Origin of the sequence: Peribacillus sp. B2I2, from assembly GCF_041261685.1 — a bacterium.
In the GTDB taxonomy this organism is placed as follows: domain Bacteria; phylum Bacillota; class Bacilli; order Bacillales; family DSM-1321; genus Peribacillus.
In genome coordinates this window covers 2188155-2212988 of the sequence record NZ_JBGCCB010000001.1, presented here as the reverse complement: position 1 = coordinate 2212988, position 24834 = coordinate 2188155, and the positions used below count along the sequence as shown (strand labels likewise).

23 protein-coding genes are annotated in these 24834 nt (G+C 37.3%); 1 reads left to right on the top strand and 22 read right to left on the bottom strand.

Annotated elements, in window-relative coordinates:
* Positions 1–38 precede the first annotated feature (38 nt).
* The 4 genes from ABIE66_RS11115 to ABIE66_RS11100 form a co-directional block, all read right to left on the bottom strand.
* Positions 39–1250, bottom strand: a complete 1212-nt coding sequence (locus ABIE66_RS11115) for a glycoside hydrolase family 5 protein (protein WP_370017021.1) — start codon at positions 1248–1250, stop codon at positions 39–41.
* Between the two features lie 333 nt (positions 1251–1583).
* Positions 1584–1886: a hypothetical protein gene (locus ABIE66_RS11110; protein ID WP_370014706.1), complete on the bottom strand. Its 303-nt coding sequence runs from the start codon at positions 1884–1886 to the stop codon at positions 1584–1586.
* A gap of 54 nt (positions 1887–1940) precedes the next feature.
* Entirely contained in the window at positions 1941–3191 is a 1251-nt protein-coding gene (locus ABIE66_RS11105; RefSeq protein WP_370014705.1) for an ABC transporter permease, read from the bottom strand.
* Complete coding sequence (locus ABIE66_RS11100) at positions 3184–4083, bottom strand: ABC transporter ATP-binding protein (RefSeq protein ID WP_289324723.1); 900 nt, start codon at positions 4081–4083, stop codon at positions 3184–3186. The genes ABIE66_RS11105 and ABIE66_RS11100 overlap by 8 nt, the downstream gene beginning before the upstream one ends.
* Before the next feature lie 424 nt (positions 4084–4507).
* Here ABIE66_RS11100 and ABIE66_RS11095 point away from each other — a divergent pair, with 424 nt between their 5' ends.
* Entirely contained in the window at positions 4508–5266 is a 759-nt protein-coding gene (locus tag ABIE66_RS11095) for a GTP cyclohydrolase II (RefSeq protein WP_289324722.1), read from the top strand.
* Positions 5267–5819: 553 nt separating this feature from the next.
* Here the strand turns inward: ABIE66_RS11095 and ABIE66_RS11090 are convergent.
* The 18 genes from ABIE66_RS11090 to ABIE66_RS11005 form a co-directional block, all read right to left on the bottom strand.
* A complete protein-coding gene (locus ABIE66_RS11090; protein ID WP_289324721.1) occupies positions 5820–6047 on the bottom strand; it encodes a hypothetical protein in 228 nt (75 codons plus the stop codon).
* 1016 nt (positions 6048–7063) lie between these two features.
* Positions 7064–7360, bottom strand: coding sequence for a hypothetical protein (locus tag ABIE66_RS11085; protein WP_370014704.1), 297 nt, complete (start codon positions 7358–7360; stop codon positions 7064–7066).
* 562 nt (positions 7361–7922) lie between these two features.
* On the bottom strand, positions 7923–9161 hold the full coding sequence (ltrA, locus tag ABIE66_RS11080) for a group II intron reverse transcriptase/maturase (protein WP_370014703.1): 1239 nt from the start codon (positions 9159–9161) through the stop codon (positions 7923–7925).
* Between the two features lie 1048 nt (positions 9162–10209).
* A complete protein-coding gene (locus ABIE66_RS11075) occupies positions 10210–10554 on the bottom strand; it encodes a YolD-like family protein (protein WP_289324719.1) in 345 nt (114 codons plus the stop codon).
* A 427-nt stretch (positions 10555–10981) separates the two neighbouring features.
* The gene (locus ABIE66_RS11070; RefSeq protein ID WP_201225323.1) at positions 10982–12142 is read right to left on the bottom strand and encodes an acyl-CoA dehydrogenase family protein; all 1161 of its coding nucleotides are present in this window, start codon (positions 12140–12142) and stop codon (positions 10982–10984) included.
* Positions 12143–12197: 55 nt separating this feature from the next.
* Positions 12198–12992 carry an enoyl-CoA hydratase/isomerase family protein gene (locus ABIE66_RS11065; RefSeq protein ID WP_370014702.1) on the bottom strand — a complete coding sequence of 265 codons (795 nt, stop codon included), beginning with the start codon at positions 12990–12992 and terminating at the stop codon, positions 12198–12200.
* 47 nt (positions 12993–13039) lie between these two features.
* The gene (locus ABIE66_RS11060) at positions 13040–13966 is read right to left on the bottom strand and encodes a hydroxymethylglutaryl-CoA lyase (RefSeq protein ID WP_370014701.1); all 927 of its coding nucleotides are present in this window, start codon (positions 13964–13966) and stop codon (positions 13040–13042) included.
* A 275-nt stretch (positions 13967–14241) separates the two neighbouring features.
* Entirely contained in the window at positions 14242–14898 is a 657-nt protein-coding gene (locus tag ABIE66_RS11055) for a GntR family transcriptional regulator (RefSeq protein WP_370014700.1), read from the bottom strand.
* A 159-nt stretch (positions 14899–15057) separates the two neighbouring features.
* Positions 15058–16242, bottom strand: coding sequence for a CaiB/BaiF CoA transferase family protein (locus tag ABIE66_RS11050; protein ID WP_370014699.1), 1185 nt, complete (start codon positions 16240–16242; stop codon positions 15058–15060).
* Between the two features lie 44 nt (positions 16243–16286).
* Positions 16287–16850 (bottom strand): Fe-S-containing hydro-lyase, encoded by a 564-nt coding sequence (locus ABIE66_RS11045; RefSeq protein WP_483313977.1) that lies wholly within the window; start codon positions 16848–16850, stop codon positions 16287–16289.
* Positions 16851–16855: 5 nt separating this feature from the next.
* Positions 16856–17701, bottom strand: a complete 846-nt coding sequence (locus tag ABIE66_RS11040) for a fumarate hydratase (protein WP_056520270.1) — start codon at positions 17699–17701, stop codon at positions 16856–16858.
* 90 nt (positions 17702–17791) lie between these two features.
* Positions 17792–18199 carry a PaaI family thioesterase gene (locus ABIE66_RS11035; RefSeq protein ID WP_370014697.1) on the bottom strand — a complete coding sequence of 136 codons (408 nt, stop codon included), beginning with the start codon at positions 18197–18199 and terminating at the stop codon, positions 17792–17794.
* Between the two features lie 102 nt (positions 18200–18301).
* A complete protein-coding gene (locus ABIE66_RS11030; protein ID WP_289349713.1) occupies positions 18302–18511 on the bottom strand; it encodes a hypothetical protein in 210 nt (69 codons plus the stop codon).
* The gene (locus tag ABIE66_RS11025) at positions 18481–19863 is read right to left on the bottom strand and encodes an MmgE/PrpD family protein (RefSeq protein ID WP_370014696.1); all 1383 of its coding nucleotides are present in this window, start codon (positions 19861–19863) and stop codon (positions 18481–18483) included. Before ABIE66_RS11025 ends, ABIE66_RS11030 begins: the two co-directional genes overlap by 31 nt.
* A 274-nt stretch (positions 19864–20137) precedes the next feature.
* A complete protein-coding gene (locus tag ABIE66_RS11020; protein WP_370014695.1) occupies positions 20138–21577 on the bottom strand; it encodes an SLC13 family permease in 1440 nt (479 codons plus the stop codon).
* Positions 21578–21698: 121 nt separating this feature from the next.
* A complete protein-coding gene (locus tag ABIE66_RS11015) occupies positions 21699–22712 on the bottom strand; it encodes a tripartite tricarboxylate transporter substrate binding protein (RefSeq protein WP_056520279.1) in 1014 nt (337 codons plus the stop codon).
* A 43-nt stretch (positions 22713–22755) separates the two neighbouring features.
* Entirely contained in the window at positions 22756–24276 is a 1521-nt protein-coding gene (locus ABIE66_RS11010) for a tripartite tricarboxylate transporter permease (protein WP_056520281.1), read from the bottom strand.
* A gap of 18 nt (positions 24277–24294) precedes the next feature.
* Positions 24295–24753: a tripartite tricarboxylate transporter TctB family protein gene (locus tag ABIE66_RS11005; RefSeq protein WP_056520282.1), complete on the bottom strand. Its 459-nt coding sequence runs from the start codon at positions 24751–24753 to the stop codon at positions 24295–24297.
* Positions 24754–24834 lie beyond the last annotated feature (81 nt).

Genomic DNA, 24834 nt, shown 5'->3' with positions numbered 1-24834 from the left:
GACTTCACTTTCTTTTTATGTTTTATTACAAATAGAAGTTATTTCCCCATTAATTCCTTTTTCAGCACATTCCAAATCGGATTATTTATTTCTATTTCTTCTCGGTTTGGCTTTTCACCATTATCCAACGCCCCCCAGTATTTCCAGTTAGGCGCCTGATTCCCGAGTTGATAATCCATCCCCTCCCAAGTATCTTCACGGAATGCATAAAAGGCCCAATGCCACCCATAATCATTGAAAACTGAAATTAAGTCATCAATATACCTGTCAGAGCCTTCGACCCTACGATTAATACCAAATTCTTCGGCAATAATACGATTATCTGGTATATTATTTTCTTTTGCCCACTTCCTAACAGGTTCTAAAAATTCCTTTAAGGCACTTTTATCAAATGTTTTCACTGTTTGCTGTTCTCCAACTCTCACGGGACCAGGGTATTTATATTTAAAACCTTTTCTTTTATTTTGACTTGTCATTTCATATGGCTCATACATATGGAACGCATATAAAACCTTATCATCCTTAATTGGTTTTAAATATTCAAATGCCCATGGCGTGGCATAAAGACCCGAATTAAGAATAATCGGTGTTTCTTTATCCACAGTTCGAACAGAATGTACAATTGTTTTATACAATTCATTTAAATCTGCTGCTGTATGTTCTACATTGTTATACCACTCCCTGTAATCCTCTGTCCAAAAATCATTGAATCCTGTAGCTGTTTCGGGATGTGGTTCATTAATCAAGTTATAACCTACCACAGCCGGATGATCTTTCAATCTCTGTGCAAGATCTCTCCAGAATAAAGCGGATTGTTGATGATATCTAAAATCTTTCCAAATGCGATCATCGTTTTCATAATTGTTAAACTGTCTCCACCGGTTTCCTGGAAGACTGAGTACTGTCAAAACAACCTTAGATCCACGTTCATACGCAGCATCCAAATCTGACTTCAATTTAGAAAAATCTTCCTCATCAATACCTTTGTATTCATCTGCGTTTCCCATTAAAAAATCTCTTTTAGGATGATCATCAGGCTGGTCATTAAACAAAAAGTCATAGTCTTTTGCCCATTTATCGGGAGCCAAACGAATAAATTCAATATTAAACTCATTGGCTGCTTTATAGTTTTCAGGCAAGGATTTGGAATTCATGAAATTCGTTCCTCTTTTCTGTTCATCCCAAAAACCAATTTTTCCGCTTGAGGTATCAGCTATTAGTTCTATCTCTTCCTCTTCCTTAGGAATCATGATATTGCATCCAGAGTTGAATAGTACCAACATTGTAATTATAAAGGAAATCAAAATTTTAATGGACTTCATATAATTCTCTCCTAAACGTTATATTTTCTAGCTCTCAATTCAACATTTATTGTAGAAAATGTTTGTTACAGGAATGTCACATTTAAAGAAAGTATGATTTCTCTGGCTGACAAGACATCATTAAAGAATGTTCCGGAACTTATCGGCTGTGCATTATCGTAAACATAAAAAAAATGCAGTGAATACATTTTTTTTATGTATCCACTGCATTTATATAAAAGTTTTTATTTTCATATGATTTCAGATTCCAAAAAGCGATAATTACAGTTCTTTTGAAATATTATTATTCCTTTTCTTTTTCACTAAAAGGATGATGGCAATGATAAAGGCTACTACGCTATAGATCCAGGTAAACATAAAGGCCAGACCCAATCCAATATTTGCATCCATATAATCGCTTTTCACGTGATCTATGGCTAAATATAGAAGCGGTGCACCTCCAATGATCAGCAGGATGACTAAGAGAACATTCCATTTCGGGTTCCTTGTTGATAAAATCATAATGATAAAGGATAGCAAGAGAAACGCTTCTGATGCTATCGTCAAAGTTACCAGATTGCTCATCATAATTCACTCCTAATCGTGGTTGCATAAATGGAATATATTTTCAGGTTTCTTTTAATTTTTCTTTGATAGTTGCAGGGCATTCTTGATGCTTTTCAGTGATTTTGAGCTACCGTACATCAAGACTCCGCCACGATAGATTTTTGCTCCGATTATTCCAAGTAAAACAATGGTTAGAATCAACACTGCAATGCTGATGGCGATTTCCCAGAATGGAACATCAAGCATGCCTACGCGCAAGAACATGATCATAGGCGTGAAAAATGGAATGAATGATGTAATCGTAATATAACTCGCTGACGGATTCCCCAGTCCAAACATCGCAATCATGAAGGCAATGACAACTAACATGGTCATCGGTGAAATCATTTGCTGGACATCTTCAATTTTGCTGACAACGGACCCAAGGCATGCCGCAAGAGTTGCGTACAGAAAATAACCAAGCAAAGCGAAAATGATTGCATAAATGATCGTCGAGATATCGGTGCTGCCGAAACCAAAAAACGAGAAGAATCCTTCATCCATTTCTGTCAAGTTTTGTTTAATCGAGAAATAACCCACTCCAAAAAATAAAATCATTTGAGTAAGACTAAGCAAAGCAACACCCATTATTTTGGCAAACATCTGTGTGACTGGCGGAACACTTGAAATCAGGATTTCCATGACTCGTGATGTTTTTTCAGTGGCTACTTCCATGGCAATCATCGTTGCATACATCAACACACCGAAGTAAATGACAAATAGGAGCACATACACGAGACCTCGCGCTTGATTAAGATCCTCTTCCGTTTTGGCATTTTTCTGAAGCGCAATCGTATCAAATGCTGGCGGCGTATTCAATTGAGCGATTTGCTGCTCTGTCAAATTCAATTCCTTCGCAGTTTTTTGACCCTTCAATTGGGTAAGCGCTAAAAGCAAATCATTACTAACCGCAGAATCTGAAATTTGATTCGCTTTATACGTTCCTTTGAACCCTGAGGCATCATCCTTTTCGATTACCAGATACCCAACGATTTCTTCTGAGCTGACCATTTCCTCCGCTTTCTTTTCATCCTGGGCGGATATGATCGAGATTCCTTCGTTCACACCTGCTACCCCATTTTTATATGAATCAAATAAGCCAGCTTCAGTCTGATCGATGACGGCAACCTTTTCCTGATCATCACTATCGAATGAATCTATAAGTTTCGAAATATTCGTAAGGACGAGAATCAAGGCCATCATTATGATTGTAGAAATGATGAAGGATTTCGTTTTTAATTTTGATAGATATGTATGGGAAAGGACAATCCAAAATTTATTCATAGACAGCACCTACTTTTTCAATGAAAATATCTGTCAGCGATGGTTCTTCCAATTCGAATTTTCGAACGAAACCCCTTGGAACAAGGTCACGAATCATGTTCTCAGCTACATCTTCACCAGTGACTTGAAGAATTTTCCCTTCCATCGTGTTCTTAACTTTTGTTACACCTGAATAAGTATCCAAGAATGATAAATCAAAATCAGCTTTAATTGACACATTCTTTTTACCAAAAGAACGCTTAATTTCTTTTAATTTACCAGCCACAACGGGGGAACCTTTATGCATGATGCAAAGATGCTCACACATCTCCTCAACATGCTCCATGCGATGGCTCGAGAAAACGATTGTAGTGCCTCCGTCCTTTAAGTCGATGACCGCTTTCTTCAGTATTTCCACATTAACCGGATCCAGCCCACTGAAGGGTTCGTCAAGGATAAGTAATTTAGGTTTATGAATCATGGAGGCGATCAGCTGGATTTTTTGCTGATTTCCCTTTGAAAGCTCTTCAACTCGTTTATCGATGTACTCGGGTACCATAAAGCGGTCTAACCAATACTCCAACTCTTTCAAAGCATCCCGTTTGTTCATCCCTCTTAATCTAGCCAAATACACAATTTGATCACGGACCTTCAGTTTTGGATATAGTCCGCGTTCCTCAGGAAGATAGCCAATCAATGAACTGGTCGTATAATCAATTTTCTTACCTTCCCAGATCACTTCCCCTTCAGTGGGGTCAAGCAGGCCGAGTATCATCCGGAACGTGGTCGTTTTTCCCGCTCCGTTCCCACCTAAAAAACCGAACATTTCTTTCTCGGGAATAGTTAAATCAAGCTGATTGACAGCTGTGAAATCCCCGAACTTTTTCGTAACTTGATTGATTTGTAAAGCCAATGTATAACCTCCTAATATATGATTCTTATTCCATGTTAACGGAAATGTTTTCCAATTTCAACTATCACCAAGGACTAAATAACTCCTTTTCACCTTCGATTATATGCATGTTCCAGAAAAAAATTTCACTATCTAGCCCCTTGAATAAAACAATGGGTACAAACTGCAGTTCCTCGTCATTGAGGTTGTTGTAAGGGTCTTGTTAAATTTAGAGTATGGATATGAATTTTCCATCACCAAAAAAGGGGACTTTTACTCTTGTCCTTTGCTTTAGTAAATTTGGAGTTTTTTTCTACTTATAAAAAGATTCACAAAGAATGGATTGGGTACAATATGAAAAGAACTATTAAGCGTAGTATAAATTGTCCAAAATATTATTATGCAAACAGTAAACTAAATATTTTGAAGCATCAGGAGGAATTAAATGATTAATGAAAAAGTGGCTTTGATATTAGAAGATAAAATTAACGTTATTAAAAGTGATGAAACATCCATTTATTTAGTCGGCCCCATCAAATTACCAGTTAACTTAGAGGGCGAAACAATTATATTCCAATGGTATTGCTGGTTACGATGTGAGAATATGGCAGGTCATTTTTGTGGTGACGGCACTTATAATATAGAAAAGATCATTGAAACTTTAGCCTCTTCAAACTTAGCGGAAATGCAGCAATCAAGTGTGTTACTGTATGGAGATTTTCAAAGCTCCTCCGATGCCCTTATCCGTATGCATAGTATTTGTCATACTGGGGATATATTTGGCAGCAAACGCTGTGATTGTGGCTTTCAATTAAAGCAGGCTATGAAAATGATTGCGACTCATGGATCTGGTGCTTTATTTTATTTAGCGAATCACGAAGGAAGAGGCATCGGATTATTTAGTAAAGCCATGGCTTATGTTCTGCAAGAAAAAGGCTTGGATACGGTGGAAGCGAATTTGGAGCTTGGATTTGTGGATGATGCACGTAACTATGATGACGCCATTCGAGTGTTAAAAAACCTGCGTTCTAATCCAGTGACTCTTATCACCAACAATCCGAGAAAATTAGAAGCCCTTCAAAACTCAGGTGCCAATGTTGCAGGCAGAGTTCCGTTATGGGGAGATATTTCCGAGTTTAATGAAAAATATTTAAAAACTAAAGTCGTACGTTCCGGTCATTTAAAAGATATTAAAAATGAATGACTGATTTGTATCATATGAAATTGGTTATACCCCTGAATAGGTTTATACGAATCCGAATTGTTGGAATAACCAGGGGAACCACAAGAATTGTTGAATGTATCATTTGTCATGGAAATCAAATGTGTAAAAGAATATTTGATAAAAAGTAAGAAAAGATTTTCGATTCGACCAAACTAGTTGTTGAAGAAGGAATTAATTCCATAAAGACATATCTAATACAGTTCCTCACAATGTCATTCAATTCAATCGCAGATTTTTGGATGAATTATAAAAAAAGAGGGCATATCCCTCCTCTTTTTATATCATATTTATTTGTTGTTATATACCCTATGTCCAAATAGCTACAAGGTTGATGACCTTACCTTCCTTATTTGCTTATGCTGCTTAGGAATGGGAATCATCCCTATAACAATTGTGGTGGTCCTGCCAAATCGCAGTGATTCCTTGTCATTATTTCTTTATTAAAAATTGGATTGTAGAAATCTTTTAATTGAAGAGGAGCTTGAGTTAAATTAATAAAGAAATCCTTAATGTTTTTCCTAACTCTTCTCTGTTAATTTTGGACTTTTCCATTAATGACAACACGCTTCCCATTTGTAGGTTGCTTTATCACCCTTCCATCCTTGATGTATACAGTGTAAGTATTATTGACTTTAGCATCTAATTTTGCTAGGTCTCCCATTCCTGCTATGATATTTTTGACAGCTTCCTTCTTCAGATTATTCATAAATTGCTTTTTCCATTGTTCCCGTTTGTTTTTTTGTTTATTTTCATCAACCATCAGGATCCCATCCTTCTTGTTTGATTTATGCCTTCTCAGATATTAGTGTATTATTTTTTTATCATCTTGTTACACATATGCTTTTCCTTATTGTGTTCTTTTTATAACATAAAATGGCTCACCCTAGTGATAACAAGAAAAGAAAATACATAAAAACAGGATGCAACGGAAAGTTGCACCCTGTCTGAAAAAGGGGTTTGCTTCATTTCGAATCAGCATAAATTCTCTGCGATAAACACCTCATCTACATTAGAGTAAATACTGGTATCTGACTAGAGTTTACCATCCAAAGCAACCATCCCCTATATCTTAAAAGTATTATCAACTTTCAAAGCATAAATGACAATTATTGAATGAGTTTTCTGCTTTTACGTGCAAGAGAACCATCTCCTTGCTCGAATCGATTTTTTAATGAAGCTTCCAGTAGTTAAGTTAAACGTCTTTAACCGACACCTCATTTACTATATGATGTGAATCATACGTAATCACTAGCCCCTTCTTCTTTATTTATAATGACCATCGGCGGGCAAAATATACTTGGTTGTTAATGAATATCGAGAATTGTTTAAAATCAGGTTATCTCTATATGAATGAAACTTGGTGAATGTACTCATTAGTACTATTTCAATCGATTTTCAGCAAATAAAAAAGGCTGCACCGTCTACACAAATCGAAAAGGAATAAATTATTTTTCTCTGCGATTATTTAGGAACTTTTGTAGATGAATAAAATCCTATAGTGATTCATTAGTTAAGGGTATTTTTATTGGTTCCATTATTTACGGAATGGAATGGGTCTTCTTTGGTATTGTCTTTTTTATCTGTTACAGAAGTTTATTTTCATGGTATTTAATTAAAATCCTTCGCAATTTCTATAAATGGCATAAAAAAACTAACGAACCTTGTTAATTAAGTAGCGGAATTAAGCTAAAGGACACAGATAAAATCTACACTAAGCTCGACGCTCGACCGTGGAAAGGGCGGGAAAAGAGCAGAAATAAAAAGGCCGCCAGTCAGTTAGTTTTCACTGACTTTCTGGACAACCCCTTGCATTCTTATTTCATAATTAATAAAGAAACGACAAAGCGAATAACCTCGCTCTGTCCATACCTCAATTATGAAGACATCATTTGGATTATTGCTATGGTTATTACCATATTGTTGCCAAACGTGATCGGAAAACATTGGCGTATTCCACTTGATTTGTGATTCCAAATTGGGGAATATATTAGCAACCCACGCCAAAATTTCCTCTGTTCGTTCGCAGTGCTCGGGGTTATCGATACCCGCTAAATATTTCGCAAAAACTTCCATGTTGTTCCCTCCTAAAATAAAAATTAGGTCGTTCAGAGAAATTCCTCAAACCATTCGTTTGTAACTTTTTAAACTTCTACAAATAATACACAAACTCCTTCTTCCATAAAACTTCCTTTTACTCGAATAAGAAAAAGCGATACTTCATTATTGGGAATCGCACCCGTTAGACATAACAATTCATATTAAATACAGCTTTGTAAATCCATTACAATAAACATAAGAAGGCAACTCCCATAAGGGTTAGTTGCCTTCTTTTAAAATGAGCTGCGAGACACATTCAACATGTGTGGACTGCTGATTGTAGAAAAAATAATAAAGTGATGATGTAGCTTTGTTCACCTTACTATAAGCGTATTTTTACGCTTTTGAAATGGCATTTTTTAGATTATCAACCTCTCAAGGAAGATGTAACGGAACTAAAAGTAATGGTACACCTTAATTGATAAATTGTCCGTGAAAAATCGAGTAGGAGGAGGCGCCTAGCCTCCGACCTCTCACACCACCGTACATACCGTTCGGTATACGGCGGTTCAGTTTAAGTCTGACGTAGTTTTGTATATCATTCATATAGATTTACTAACCCTTGGTGGTGCCAATAAACATTATTAAGGGTTTTGTCTAGAATAGGACTATGCGCTATGCGCCAATAACCCTTTCTGCTATTTCCCCATTCATACGCTTTTCCAAATGGGGCGCCTAATCCTTTGAGTTTCCTCACTCTCGTTCTTGGCAATTTCCATTGCTTCCATAGGCACATCCTGAGTCTTCTTCGAATCCATGAATCTAAATTCTTCAAAACGTTCGGAGTATCAATGAGGGCGAAATAACCCATCCAACCTCTAAGGTATTGCTTTAACTTATTTATTCGGAGTTTCATGGGTTTCGGTAATTTTCTCGAGGTCATTTCCCTGATTCGTTTCTTTACTCTCTTCACCGTTTGTTTAGCCAGTAGAACCTTCGGGTTCTTCTTTGACTTCGTGAAACTAAAACCGAGAAACGTTCTGTTCCAAGGGCGATCATACTTCGACTTCTCGTAGTTGACCTTTAGCTTCAGTTTATTTTCAATGAAGCTTGAGATATTTCCCATTGCACGTTTGGCGGCTTTTCGTGTCTTCACAAAGATAGTACTGTCATCCGCATACCTTACGAATCGAAGATTGCGTTTCTCTAGTTCTTTATCTAAATCGTCTAACATGATATTAGATAATAAAGGACTTAACGGACCTCCTTGCGGAGTTCCCTCCTCACTTTTATGAAAAAGTCCGCCTATCATAATGCCTGCTTGAAGGAATCTACGAATCAGTTTGAGAACTCGTTTATCTTCAATTTTCCTCTCTAACATTCCCATGAGCTTGTCATGATTCACTTTATCGAAGAACTTCTCCAAGTCCATATCCACTACCCATGTATAACCTTCGGTTATATAGGACTTTGCCTTTGGAACCGCCTGGTGCCCTTGTTTGTTAGGGCGAAAACCATAGCTATTCTCCGAAAAGGTTGAGTCATATATCCTGGTTAATATTTGGGCAATGGCTTGTTGAATGAAACGGTCTAGAACGGTTGGAATACCCAATAGCCGAACTCCGCCGTTTGGTTTCGGGATTTCGATACGACGGACGGGCTTCGGTTGATAGGTACCCTGTAAAAGGGAAGTTTTCATGTTGTACCATTCGGTTGCGAGGTGCGGTCTCAGGTTTTGAACCGGCATTCCATCTACACCATGGCTTCCCTTATTTCTTTCTACACGCTTCAATGCCTGTATTAAGTTTTCCCTCTCTAGTATCTGTTCCATTAACATCGTTGATATCCTTTCTACGTGGATAAATGGTCTATTTGTGCCTTTATCTGCTCCACCCTTTTGAAGTTCCCCGTGTATTCACCACATCTTCCTTCAAATAAGTTCCGTTAGGAATTGTTTGCTTCTTCGCAGATAACGAACGCCTAGTATTCATCCTCCTTAATCTGTTCGGTCCTTCCTTATCTTCTCGAGTAGACAAGTACTATGACCTCTGCTGACTTCTGATGATTCAGCTGTCCATCACTGGACAGGTTACCAAGTGTACTTGGCTGTCATCAGACCTCCCCGGGTAAGAGTGCAATCTTTCCCTCCATCTATCTGCTTCATTTACTCTGTACCACCTTCGGCAGTAAGGACTTTGTTTTGTTTCGCAAACTCATCCAATGATACCTAGCCTTATATGAAGTTCGTGTTCCTCAGACCGAAGGTTTGCCGCTTGCTTCCTTCAGATTCCACGTCACCGTGGACACCCTTGCATTAAGCTAACCACTACTACTGCCTTCATGGTTCGGGACTTTCACCCTATAGATTGCACCCATGCCGGGCGCACGAAAAGGAGCTGCTGATCAGCTCCTGGTAATGAAGTAAAGCACCTGTTAGTTTAACAAGAAAATATAATTAACTCTTGTACAAAGATATCCGTTAATATCTGCTATTTATGTACAGTGAAATAATTATGTACACACAATCAATTAGACTAAAACAAATGTTATATAAGCATATGGATATAATTTCAAATAACGTACATGAACATTTATGGAGATACCTTGAGCTCGGTTATAAAATCATCATCCTCAAAGGGTTGCTCTGTTTTGTGCAAAAGCATTGGAGAAATAAACAAAGTTATCACCTCAAGATAATTGTAGCACTAATATTACAATATTCTCTGAGGTAGATAATGTAAAAGCTAAAGAAAACCTCACTGAGACGTATCAGTACTATGCCTAACATCTACCTATTCCGCACCCTTGTAAAAAAACACCCTCGAAAGGATGCTTTAGCAATTCATTATTTTAAACAAGTAGATGTTTCAGTATTAGTTATATCTTCACTTTATTACATCTACAGCTACAAGATCCTCAAACTTCACCCTAATAATATGCCCCTTATCTTTCTCCAACTCTAAATGAATCAGCTTTGTCAACGGATCTAATCTGTGTATTATTCCCGTATATTCCCAATCAAAACCATCTTCAAAAACAGTAAACTTTACAGTTGAACTAAACTCCATAGCAGTGTGTATCTTGTTCTCAAACTCCTCTAACTGGTATTCATCTAATATTGGCTTTACTTGACGATAATAATCCTTATTTAAGTCTTTAAGCAGTTTAACGTGTTCGGGCAGGAACATCGACGATTGCCACTTTATGTTTCCACGATCTTTAAGCGTCATAAGAACATCTCCATTCATCCTATAACTCATATTATAGAACATAAGTTCTTATTTATGTATAAAAAAAGAAGAGAAAAATTTCCCTTCTTCAAAGTACTCCAGAATTATTATTTTTTAAGACAACAATTCACTGACTTAATAATTGCAACTACTGATAAAACAATTAGAAAGTAACCTATTAAAAATTATAAGGGACAACTAATTCTTTTTTTCGATACCTTCCGGAAGGATTACCGAGGAACATTGAACTGGTGTCGTCTAATCTACTTATTATATGACTTTATTGTCACTTTACAATTTAACCAATAATTAGTATTATACGAATACTACCATTGTACATTTAAAAGTCGATCCTTGTTGGCTGAAAACTCCGGATAAAGATCGACTTTTAAGGTATTATTTAATTCTTATAAAATATCATCAGGGATTAAAATGATCGTGGTAATCCTAAAACATGTTGGCCAACATAACTCAATACAAGATTATTAGTAACTGGGGCCACAATAAACAATCGTGCTTCACGAAACTTTCTTTCAATATTATATTCAGTAGCAAAACCGTAGCCACCATATGTAGTCATAGCAGCATTAGCAGCCTTCCAAGTAGCTTCTGTTGCCAAATACTTCGACATATTAGCTTCTGCTCCACAGTTTTCACCTTTGTCGAACATTTCCGCTGCTTTATCTCTCATTAATTGAGCTGCTTGAATCTCCATATAGGACTGGGAAATTGGAAACTGAACTCCTTGATTTTGTCCGATTTGGCGGTCAAATACTACTCTCTCATTTGCGTATTGAACAGATTTATCAATGAAATATAATCCATCGCCAATGCTTTCAGCGGCAATAAGAATTCGTTCTGCATTCATTCCACTAAGTACATAACGAAATCCTTTTCCTTCTTCACCTATTAAATTTTCTTCTGGTATTTCTACATTCTCAAAGAATACTTCTGTTGTGTGATGGTTAATCATTGTGTCTATTGGCCGAATTGTAATATTATCTTTTTGGTCTTTCATATCAAGCAAGAATAAACTTAACCCATCGGTCTTTTTGGCAACCTGTTCCTTAGGTGTGGTTCTTGCTAAAAGTAACATCAAATCTGAATGTTCTGTACGTGAAATCCAAATTTTTTGTCCATTTACAATATATCGATTACCTTTCTTTACCGCTGTAGTCGTGATGCTTGTTGTATCACTTCCAGCTGTAGGTTCGGTAATTCCAAATGCTTGAAGGCGGAGTTCACCACTGGCGATTTTAGGGAGGAATCTTTGTTTTTGTTCTTGGTTCCCATGACGAAGTACTGCTCCCATTGTATACATTTGCGCATGCCCTGCACCTGCGTTTCCACCAGATCTGTTCACTTCTTCAAGAATTACGCTAGCTTCCTTCATTCCTAAACCTGCACCGCCATATTCTTCAGGAATAAGAACTGATAACCATCCCTCTTGTGTTAGGGTTTTAATGAATTCTTCTGGATACGCTTTCTTTTCATCTAATTCCTTCCAATATGTTTCAGGGAACTTCGCACAAAGGGATCGAACACTTTTCCGAATTATATCAAGGTCTGTTACTGTACTTGTAGTCATTTTAATTCCTCCTAGTCATCTATAAAATTTTCATTTTGAGAACGATTTCCGATTATTATTTACCTTGCCAAACTGGCTCTCTTTTGTCATTGAATGCCTGGATTCCTTCTAATCTATCTTCAGAATCTGCACATTTATAATAAGCTTGAAGTTCGATCTTTAAAGCGGTGGTTAAATCTACTTGAGAGCCAGCATTCACAGCCATTTTAATCTGTTGAAGAGAAATAGGAGCATTTTTCGCGATATTTTTTACAAATGAAAGCGCTTCCTCTATATTGTTATCAGTACTGATTACTTTATTAATTAACCCTATCTTCTCAGCTTCTGAGGCAGATATTTGTTTACCACTAAATAGTAATTCTTTCGCTAAACCAGTAGGCACCAATCGTGTTAATAGTTGTGTGCCTCCTATCCCTGGCAAAATTCCAATCTTTACTTCTGGAAAACCTAACTTTACATTAGAGGCAGCAATTCTCATGTCACAACTTAACGCTATTTCAAAGCCGCCACCAAGTGCGTAACCATTGAGTAAAGCTAGCACTGGAAAGGGAAATTCACGAATTAATAATGTCACTTCCTCAAAAATATCATGTTGATTTTTCCATTCTTCTTTTGTCATTCCATTTCTTTCCTTTAGATCAGCCCCGACACAGAAAGCTTTTTCTCCTGAACCTGTTAGTAGTAAAACCCTGCAATCACTTTGTTTTTTCAGCATTTTCAAGCATTCAATCAGATCATTGCCCATTTGTGTATTTAGAGCATTCATAGAATCAGGCCGATCTAAAGTTATGATATATACACCTTGAAGACGATCACTTTTTTCTAAAATGATGGTTTCCCATTGTTTCATATCTTCCAGCTCCTTGTACTATCATTTTTTCGCAGTAATATTGTTTACTAAATCGCTGGAACAGGATATAGTCTGGAACTCTTTCCAGATTTGAGAATTTGTCCAGGCAGCTCATGATCTAATATGCTTCGTAACATCTTGGAAGCTTCCAATAAGTCATCTAAGGAAATATCTGTTTTCAACTGCATCTCTTCTAACATATGAACTACATCTTCTGTGCAAATATTTCCTGTTGCTCCTGGTGCAAACGGACAACCTCCCAGGCCACCCAGTGATGCATCGAAACTACTAATACCCGCCTGGATCCCTCCTAATACGTTTGCCAAACCCATTCCTCTTGTGTTATGAAAATGTAAATTAAAAGGTTGGTTTGGCCATTTTTCCAACACATTTTTAGAAAGATCATAGACCTGTTTTGGGTTTGCCATACCCGTTGTATCTGCTAAAGTAATTACATTCACTCCAGCTTGGATAACGCTCTCGATAATTGAAAAGATGACTTCTTCGTGAATGTCCCCTTCAAATGGGCAACCGAATGTAGTAGCTATAGAACAATCAAGCAATATCTCCTTCTCTTCACAATATTCCTTTATTCTTAAAAATTCTTCTAATGATTGTCTTTTAGTTTTTCTTACATTTTGAAGATTATGAGTATTGCTAGCCGAAAGAACTGTATTCACCCGTTGAACTCCTACTTCTGCTGCAAGAATTACCCCTTTTAAATTAGGAATTAGCGCAATAAAGTCAATATCTTGATGCTTTTCAGATATCAATTCATATAGGTCTCTGGAATTTTTCATTTGAGGTACAAGCTTTGGATGAACAAATGAACCAAATTCAATAGTCTTAACATTTGCATCAATAAGAGCATCTACTAATTTGATTTTTTGTTCGACCGATAATATCCGATCTTCTAATTGAAGCCCATCTCTCAAACCCACTTCATTTATTTGAATACTACCTTGTAGTTTCAACAGCGTATCACTCCTTTTATTATTTTATATAATAATAGGATACTGGATCCAATTTAATTTGTCTACATATTCGAAATATTTTAACAATTTATTTTGAGTTTTAATTTAACTACTGTGATTTCCCTTTTTCAATCTCTTTTATTTACTGAGTTTAAGCTGTATTTGTATTACCTCACTTGCAATTAACATCTGTTTACTTAAAGTGCGCAAAAAAACCTTATCTTTTGATAAGGTTTAGTCAAGAGAATAAAGGTATACTGTCTTTGAGTTCTATTTTACCTTTTCTTTCTATTCTCCTGCATATTTTTAACCAGTAAATTACCGGTTCGTTTAATATGATTCGACACAAGAACTCCTGCATGTTCTGCGTCATTTCTTTTGATTGCTTCTAAAATCTGTTCATGTTCTTTATTTGATTGATCTATTTGCCCTGACAGCATGGTAGGTGTTTGTTGGGGAAATCCATTCCATAGCTTTTCAATCACACCAATCAATCTTTTCCAGTTACAGTGCTTCATTAATATAGAATGAAATTCTATATTTGCTTTTACAAAGTCTTCTTCCTCATTATTGTTTTTCATTTGCATAGTCAACTTTTCCAATTCGATAATCTCTTCTTCACTTAGCTTATTTGCACTTATACTTACAGCTAACCCTTCAAGCCTTGACCTCATTTCATATATTTCTTCTACATCTTCCACATTCATGGATTTCACGATTGCACCTTTGTGAGGTTCAAGTTGAATTAATCCCTCTGCTTCTAACAATCGTAAAGCTTCTCGTACAGGCATTCTACTTACTCCTAAAGAATTAGCTAGCTCTTCTTGAACTAATCTTTCCCCGGGCTCAAAATTACCATTTAATATCTCTTGTCGTATTACATTCGTTACTTTTAAATGAAGTGTATCACGATCTTCCAATTTTAAATTCAAGTTTTTCTTCAATTATATCAATCCATTCTCGGTGAAATTATCTTATATTTAGAATATCATTACCCTTAGTAATTAACGATATAAATTTTCATTATCTTACAAAGTATACGGTAAAAAACCTACCATAAACAAAGGGATGATAGGTTTTATCAGTTTACTTTAATTCTGTAAAACATCTGTCTTTTTACTTTGTTGAAGTTTTTCTGTGTCAATTCCAAATTCTTTTAAAACTGATTCTGTATGTTCTCCTACTTCCGGGATAGGATTCATAATTACATCTAAATCTTCAAACGTTACGGGTGGCAATAATGCTTTTAAAGTTCCAACCGGTGAATGAACCTCCCTCCAACGATTCCGTTCCCTTAACTGAGGATGGTTAACCAGATCATTTACAGTATTTAGACGTGCATTTGCAATTTTTGCTTTCTCAAGAAGATCAATAACTTGATCTGCATTTAATTTATGGAAAGCAGAATCAATAATCGGTTTCAGTATATCCCTGTTAGAAACACGCTTCGAATTACTAATGAATTGACTATCAATGGCCAAATCAGGGCTTTCTAAAACTTTTTCGCAGAAATAAGCCCACTCTCTTTCATTTTGTATTCCCATAAAAACAAGCTTGTTATCTCCTGTTTTAAAAGGACCATACGGATAAATAGTAGCATGGCTTGAACCAGTCCGTTTTGGATCTGTCCCCCCATATTTAGAATAATAAATCGGATAACCCATCCATTCCGCAAGAGCCTCAAGCATAGACACTTCAATGACTGTACCCTTACCTGTTTTATGACGGGCAAGAAGCGCCGTTAAAATACCAGTATACGCATACATGCCTGCAGCTATATCTGCGATCGATATTCCAGATTTTGAGGGATTGTCATCGGTTCCCGTAATTGAAACTAAACCTGCCTCACATTGAATGAGTAAGTCATAGGCTTTTTTGTCCCGATAAGATCCATTCGATCCATATCCTGATATTCCACAAATAATGAGTTGAGGGTATTTTTCCTTGAGGATAGATGGGCTGAAACCCAGTCTATCAACTGCCCCTGGTGCTAAATTTTGTACAAAAACATCAGCTTGTGACAGAATTTTATCCAATATGATGGTTGATTCTTCTTGTTTTAAATCAAGACACACGGATTCCTTGGAACGATTTAACCAAACGAAATGGCTGGACATGCCGTGAACAGTTGTATCATAGTTTCGAGCAAAATCTCCTGTATTTGGCCTTTCAATTTTAATAACGCGCGCTCCTAAATCAGCTAATTGTCTGGTAGCAAAGGGGGCGGCTACTGCCTGCTCTAAGCTTACTACAGTTATACCTTCTAACGGCAACATAGAAATCCTCCTTATGTTTTAATATAAGAACCCTAAATATCATCCTAGATAATACGAAATTCTTCAGCGCTTTGTTTATACCAATCATTACCGAACGAATCATTTATGACAATAACCGGAAAATCTTCTATAACCATTTTACGAATGGCTTCGGTTCCTAAGTCTTCATAGGCGATTAATTCTACTTCTTTTATCGTACGCGCTAATAAAGCTCCAGAACCCCCTATAGCCCCCAGATAAAGTGCCTGGTTACTTCTTATCGAATCAATAACATCCTGGCTTCGATATCCTTTACCAATCATCCCTTTTAAGCCTAGTTCCAACAGTGCTGGTGTATACTTATCCATCCTGCCGCTTGTAGTCGGTCCTGCAGAGCCTATGATTTGTCCTGTCTTGGCTGGAGTTGGACCGACATAATAAATGACTTCTCCATCCATATTAAAAGGAAGCTCTTCACCCTTTTCCAGGGATTCTGCCATTCGTTTGTGCGCAGCATCCCTTGCTGCGTAAACAGTTCCGCTTATTAACAACCGGTCTCCCGCTTTTAATGATTGAACAGTTTCTATATCAAAGGGAACAGTTACTCTTTTAACAGTCAAAATAAACACCTCATTTAAAGAGTGATTTCTTTATGTCGGCTTGCATGGCAGTTTAAGTTAATGGCTACTGGTAATGCGGCGATGTGGCAAGGAGCAATTTCAATCTTCACATCAAGTGCCGTTGTACTCCCCCCCATCCCTTGAGGACCGATACCCAGTTTGTTGATTTCCTCCATTAACTCCGCTTCGAGTACCGCTATTTCTTCAAGATGGCTTCGTACCCCGATTGGCCTGAACAAAGACTTTTTAGCCAAATAGGCGCATTTTTCAAAGTTCCCGCCGATTCCTACTCCTACTACAAGTGGGGGACACGCGTTGGGCCCTGCTGTTCGCACGGTTTCAAGGATAAAATTCTTTATTCCTTGAAGACCGTCCGAAGGCTTTAACATTTTAAGCGTGCTCATGTTTTCGCTTCCTCCACCTTTAGCTGACATGTGGATGATTAACTGATCTCCTGGTACAATTTCAACATGAATGATGGAAGGGGTATTATACCCAAGGCTTTTTTTTCGTGTAATTGGATGATCAACAATTGAGTGTCTTAAATAGCCTTCCTCATACCCTTTTTTGACTCCTTCATTGATTGCTTCATTTAAATTGCCTCCATCAATATGGCAATCTTGTCCTAATTCCACAATAAAAACAGAAACTCCTGTATCCTGACACATCGGAACTCGTTCTGTCGTTGCAATATTCGCATTCTCTATCAATTGGCCAAGAATATCTTTTCCTATTTCTGATGCTTCGTTTTTCATAGCAGTTTTAAATGCATGTACTACATCTTCTCCAAGGTCATAATTTGCTTCCTGGCAAATGACCGAAACCTTTTGAACAATATCTTTATAATGGATGGTTCTCAATCTATTAACCTCCCTTTAATAAATGGGTTGGCCTCATTACAAAAAAAGTTCCTAGCGCAGCAGCAATAACATCATTTTGTTCATCTAAAATCATACATTGTCCAACAACCGTACTTTTCCCCGATGTAGAATAATGGGTTCTGCATAAAGTTTTCGGCCTTTTCCTTGCTTCATGTAATTGACCTTCAACTCAATGGTCAGAACTTTACTCTCGTCACCAACGTCTGAAATAATTTTATAACCAAGAGCGACATCGGCGAGAGTATATACAGCCCCACCTTGCGCTACTCCATATTTATTAGCATTTTGCATACCAAGATCCATCGAAATCCTATCTATTTCTGTTAGATTTATTCCCAGAAAGCTTCCTAAGTAATGTAAACCCCCTCTTTCTGGACTTTTCATCGTATGAATCATATGCTGTATATGTTTTAGCTCTTTCACGGTACAATTCTCTATACGCGCATTGATTTCTTGTTTTAATTTTTGTCCATCCATGATTTAAATGCCTCTTTGTATTATTTTTTAGTTGTAGGCCTCTGATCATCTACATCAGTTCTATTTTCACATCATACCTCCTTAAACATGGTTTAATAGATTTTAAATAAAGTGGTTCATAACTAAATTGCGGTACAGTGATGTATGCTTAGCAATAGTTACTTTCAACCAAATTTCATCAATGTTCTTCATAGCGTTCCGGAAATTTCCACTTAAATTGACCGTCTTATTATCCACCATCCCAGTAACTCGATTCCAATGGAACCGCCATTTCTTGGTCATTAATGCTGGTGCAATTTCTCTTGCCCCCATGGTTCATCCCCCATTTGTTTCTCAAAAAAATCACTAACGACATGGAATGTCTCCAGATTCATTATCCGCTCAATATACATCTTGGTTTCATTTACATCGAATTCACTGGTAAGCTGTTCAAATTTTGCAATCAAATCTTGAGATGTAACAGCATTTTCAGGGTCCCCTTTGGGATAATTTGTTTGTTTGCTAAGGATTTTTCCGTTCGTTAATTCAATCTCTACCACAGCTCCCCATTTCTCGGGATACGCCCTATTTACTTCTGGATCTACTGATACAGCTATTAGTGACATCGTTTTACGAATCGTTTCATCCCATAATGTATCTTCGTTATAATCATATAAACTGGCTGATTCGTTAATTAATCCCAGTGCTACGCAAAATTGAAGACTAAATTTGGCTGCATACACGGATTGAGGATCTGAATTATCCGTAATATCTAATGCGACTTGATAGGTTTTAACATTTATTTTAGAGACTTGGCTTAATTGAATTGGGTTTTCTTTCACTAGAGCAATAATCATATCTATGGCAGGATGGGTATGCCGACAAGATGCATGAATTTTAAAGGAATTTTCAATAATTTTATAGCTCTTTCCCAGCCCCTGAGTAATTTTCGATTCATCATATTCATCGGACATTGCTTTGAAGAATCCCCGTTTTCCTTCAAGAATTTTACTTGCTGATGTAAATCCTTTTTCCGCTAAAAGGGCAGAAATTAATCCATTTGAAGCGGCCTTTGCTGGATGAAGTTGTTTAGACATCGCCCCGTCCTCAATAAACTCCCATAAACCAGCCGCTTGTGTGCCTGCGCTTCCAAGAGCTGATGCAATTTGAGCCTCATTCAACCCCAATAGCTTAGCCGCAGCAGCTGCCGCACCAAAGGTTCCGCAAGTGGCTGTATTATGCCAGTAGTAATAATGAGAAGGTGAAACAGCCTCTCCAATTCTGAAACAGATTTCATAACCTACTACCACAGCTTCAATTAATTCCTTTCCGCTACAATTTTTTGCTTCAGCTATACTTAACGCGGCCGGTATCACGACAGTGCCAGCATGTAAAATAGAACCCTTATGAACGTCATCAAGTTCAACAATATGGCTTGCTGCCCCGTTTAGAAGCGCAGCGTTTACAGCCGAGGTTTTAATGCCTGTAATCGTTGTTGATTGAGGGTTTCCTCCAGTTTCCTCGACGAACTGGTTAATCATTTGAATAGGGGCCTTATCTTTTCCCGCAAGTGCAGTCCCGAGCCAATCAAGAATACAAAGCTTCGTAAATTCAATCACTTCATCTGGGATATTTTCATACTTTGTTTCAGAAATAAAACCTGCAAGTGTCTGGCTATGTGTCATTAAGAAACCCTCATTTCTCCTAAAATTTTTTAGTATATAAGTAGAAGTAAGTAAGAAATCTTCCTTGGATATTGGATCCAATTTTTTTTATAAAAAAACAGTCACTTTAATGCTGTTTAAAACAGTATTCATTTATAGGATACAGGATCCAAAAAAAGAAGTCTATATATTTTAATAAATTTGAATATTTAAATTATATAACAGATCTCTTTATGTGTACATTGAAATTCCGCTCTTCTAATTCTTTCAAATGTGAAAGTTTTATAGTAACTATTTATAATAATCCCACCCAGTTCCACCAAGTAACAGCAGTTACGAGTGTTATGATGCTCATCCAAATTGTTAATTTTACTCCTGGTATAAAAAACTCCTTTTGTTGAATTCTCCCCGAACTATGGACAATTATATTTGGAGTAGCTTCAACAACCAAAATATATCCGTGCAAGCATGCTAGTGAGGCTGTCAAACAAATAAGAACAGCATCTGCTCCGGCTTGAGTCGCTAACCCTATAAAAATTGGGATCAAAGTTACTACTGCCGTAGAGACGTTTGCTACGGCAATGTGTAGTATTTGAGTAAGAACTAAGATGGTAATCACCGCCAATACAGGAGAACGCAGGAGGTCAATAATCCACTCTGTACTTAAACTTTTACCGACAAGAGTAGCAGCTCCGGATTTATTAAAGGCATAACCAAGTGATAACGTTACCCCCATTAAGAGAACCGTATCAAAATTAATTTTGATTATATGATCCCACTTTGTACACCCAATACCTGGAAGTGTCATTAATACGACCCCTATAAGCGCTGGGACACTAGGATGTAGACCATGCCAGGGCTCTGTAAACCAAAGTGCCACAATTAATAGTAATATACCAATACATCTTTTTTCCTCGTTGTTTACTTTACCAAGGTCAGCAAGTTTATTTTCTATTTCCTTTTTTACATGGGGAAAGTTTTTTTCTTCATCTGTTAATGGGAAACTTTTTAATAATACATACCAAGCTATAGGAATAAGGGCAATCCATATAGGAAACGTGTAAAAAAACCATTGAAGATAGGTAATCTTTATTTCGAGAAATTCTTTTAATAACTCAACGGTCAATATATTTCCAATAGCTGCTGTCATGACAGCTGTTCCACTAATAGTGGAACCGAACGCGACACCCAGCAAGATCAGTTTTGTAAGGTTACCTTTTCCTCGTTCTCCAATCGTATCAAGTGACATTAATGCAACAGGAAGGAGCAAAGCGGTTCTAACAGCGGCAGCTGGTATAAAAAACGATTGAATTTGCGGTATGACTAGAATGCTTGCTAATAGGCCCTTAGCTGTACCACCCCATTTTGCCAAAAATATATAGGCAATTCTTTCGGCAAGAGGAGTATCATTGACAGCCCGTGCCAACATCATTCCACCGATAATAAGAAAAATAGCGGGGGAGGCAAAGCCACTGTAAACCACTTCTGTAGAAACCACACCGAACACGAGCATAAAAACCAGTAAGATTAGTGCTGTTAACCCAATTGGTATAGGTTCAAACGTCCAATAAAATACACTAAGTGCAAGAAAGGCTAACATGATTCTTGCTGACTCTGTATACTCCTGCGGAAGAATAACGTAGACAACAATCATAATAATCAGACCTAAAGTGAGAGTAAGCACAGACAAAGACTGTGACGGTTTCGCCGAAATTTTCATTTTTGGTGAATTCATATCCTCTCACCTCTCCTTCCTTTCAAAATTTGAGCTTTCGGATTTAACTTTTACCTAACGATACATAGAAAAAGAAAGGATATGTATACCCATATCCCCTTCACGTATTCGAAAAAATATACTATTTAACTAATCCTTTTTCCTTTGCAATTTTCGTATAATCTTTTGTTTCTTCTTTTACTGATTTGGTAAAATCAGCAGCATTTGCATAATTAGGGCGAACATTAATGCTGTCTAATTTTTTGAGAAATTTAGGGTCTTTTATCATTTTGTTAATTGTAGATTCCCACTTTTTCACTACATAATCAGGAGTTCCAGAAGGTGCGGTTACGCCGTACCATAACGTAACATCTATATTATTAACACCTTGTTCTTTCATGGTAGGAACATCAGGGAAGAACGGGCTTCTCTCAGGTGCTTCAATACCTAATATTTTCAACTTGCCTGCTTTCGTTAAATTGGATACCTCACTTACCCCTTGTACGGCAAGTGTAATATGTCCACCTGCCACCTTTGGAAGTGCGTCACCTGAACCATTGGTCGCAACAAGACTATCTTTTGAGAAATCAGCACCAATACTATCCATCCACTGGATCGTACCGAAAGTCCCTATAGCCGTGGGACCATTGCTAGCAAATGTAAACTTATCTGGATTTTTCTTTACCCACTCATTTAAATCATTTATATTCTGGAAGGGAGAATCTGCACTTACAACATATGCAAGAGGGTCGCCTGTCATTTTGGCTAGAAACTTTTGGTCTTTCATACTAAAAGGTAAATGTGTATTACCTGCGTAAAGTGCTGATACAGCAGAAACACTCTGAACCAATACGGTATGTCCGTCTTTAGAACCTTGCTTAAGAACCTCTTGAGTTCCTGTTGCACCGCCAGCACCTGGTTTATTTATGACTACTACTGACTTACCCCACTCTTCACTTAAATATTCACTCATTGCTCTGGCAGAAAGGTCAGTCCCACCTCCGGCTGCAAATGGTACGATTACCTCAATTTGTTTTGTCGGATATTCAGACACTTTTTTTTGATCGCCTGAAGCCGCATTTGAAGTACAGCCTGATAAAGCGATACTCAATGCCATCACACCAGAAAGTAAACCAAATAATTCTTTTTTCTTCATAATAATTCCCCCCTAATAGTTTATAGCAGAAAAAATTAATTGTTTATTCAGAAATATCAAGATCTGTACCCACCACTTCTTTAACTCGTGTTTTCGTGCGTTTTATTAAAATGATAGAAATAACAAACAACACCAGAGAAGCCAAGAGAATAGTCAATGAAATTGGACGGTCTATAAAAATGGAGAACTCTCCTTTTGACATAGATAATGATTGAACAAAGGATTGTTCTAACATTGGCCCGAGGATAAAGCATAAAATGAGCGGAACTACAGGCCAACGATATTTGTGTAAAAAATATCCTAGCACACCAAATATCAATGCAACGAATACATCGAATAGATTGTTTCGAACCGTGTAGGCACCAATAAAGCTAAGAATCAGAATAATAGGTGCAATCACCCCGTATGGAATTTGAGTCAACTTCGCCCACAAACCAACCAATGGCAAGTTTAACGCTAATAACATGATGTTTCCAATAAACATACTGGCAATAACGGTCCAAACAAAACTACCGCTTTGCTCAAACAGGACTGGTCCAGGCTGAAGACCATAAATCATTAGGCCAGCGAGAAGAATTGCCAAAGGCGGCGAACTCGGAATCCCGAGTGCAAACAATGGAATAAAACCAGCGGAACTTGTTGCGTTGTTTGCTGCTTCTGGTGCTGCAACTCCTTCAATTGCCCCTTTACCAAACTTTTCAGGATTTTTGGACATCTTCTTTTCAATGTCATAGGATAAAAACGTTGTAACTGCAGTTGAGCAACCAGGTAAAATTCCCATTATAAATCCTATGAACCCACCACGGATCATCGCTTTGGAACTCTTCCGTAAATCTGATTTGCTTGGATATACACTTCCAATCTTACCTACAGAAATTGCTGTTTGTTTTTCTTCCATTCCCTTTATAACTTCTGTAATAGCAAACAACCCTATAATAATGCTGATCATGTCAAATCCTGCAGAAAGAGCATCAATACCAAAATCAAATCGAGGTTGTCCTCCTGTAGGACCCATTCCCACCATCGATAGCATATAACCGAAGAGGCCCATAATTAAGCCCTTAATTATTGAATTACCTGCCAAATTAATAATGACAGTTAGAGCTAATATCATCAGGGCGAAGTATTCCGGAGGACCAAATTTCAGCGCTTGATTAGCAAGGATCGGAGCAAAAAACACGAGACCAATTACCCCTAAAACTCCTGCAACAAAAGATGATATCGCTGCGATGCCAAGCGCCGGCCCTCCCCTTCCCTGTTTAGCAAGCGGGTAACCATCTAGACAGGTGGGAACAGATGAAACCTCTCCTGGAATATTAAGCAAAATTGCTGTTGTAGAACCACCATACATGGCACCATAGTAAATGCCAGCCAACATAATGATCCCTTCAACAGGGCCAAGTACAGTTGTTAACGGCAACAAAATGGCAATTGCGGATGTAGGTCCGAGTCCTGGTAACATGCCAACTAATGTTCCTACCAAAACACCTATTACAGCCATCATTAGGTTAATTGGCGTTAAAGCTTCTGTAAAACCGGATATAAGCATACCCACTGCATCCATATCATCACCTCTACTTTATTAAATATTAAAAATTCCAGTTGGGAACGGCATACCGAGCCAAAAAATAAATAGTAAATAAAGAACCAATGTTAACAAAATTCCAAAAATAAGAGATTTGATTATGCTGTAGTTGCCAATAACTTTAAATAAACCTGTGGATACTAACAAGGTAGTAATGGTATAACCTAAAATACCAAGTAAAAACCAATAGATGAATAACAAACATAGTGTGAGAAGCATTCTTCTCATTGTTTTACTGTTGGGGTATTCAGTCTTAAAAATTTCTCCCTTAACAATGAAAATTAATAAACCGAACAAGATCATTAACCCGCCTATAACCCCCGGCATCGTATGGTCTCCTATTAACGGACCCGTCCGCATTGGGTACAAACGCACAGCTTCCGATAGCGCGATTCCACCAACAATAATACATATAATTCCTCCGATACGGTCGGCCAGCATATTTCTTGCTAACATACTTTCCCTCCCTTTATCAAACATTAAATAGATAGTTTTTACTATATTGTCCTTTTAATTTGTCTAATTGGATTCTGTATC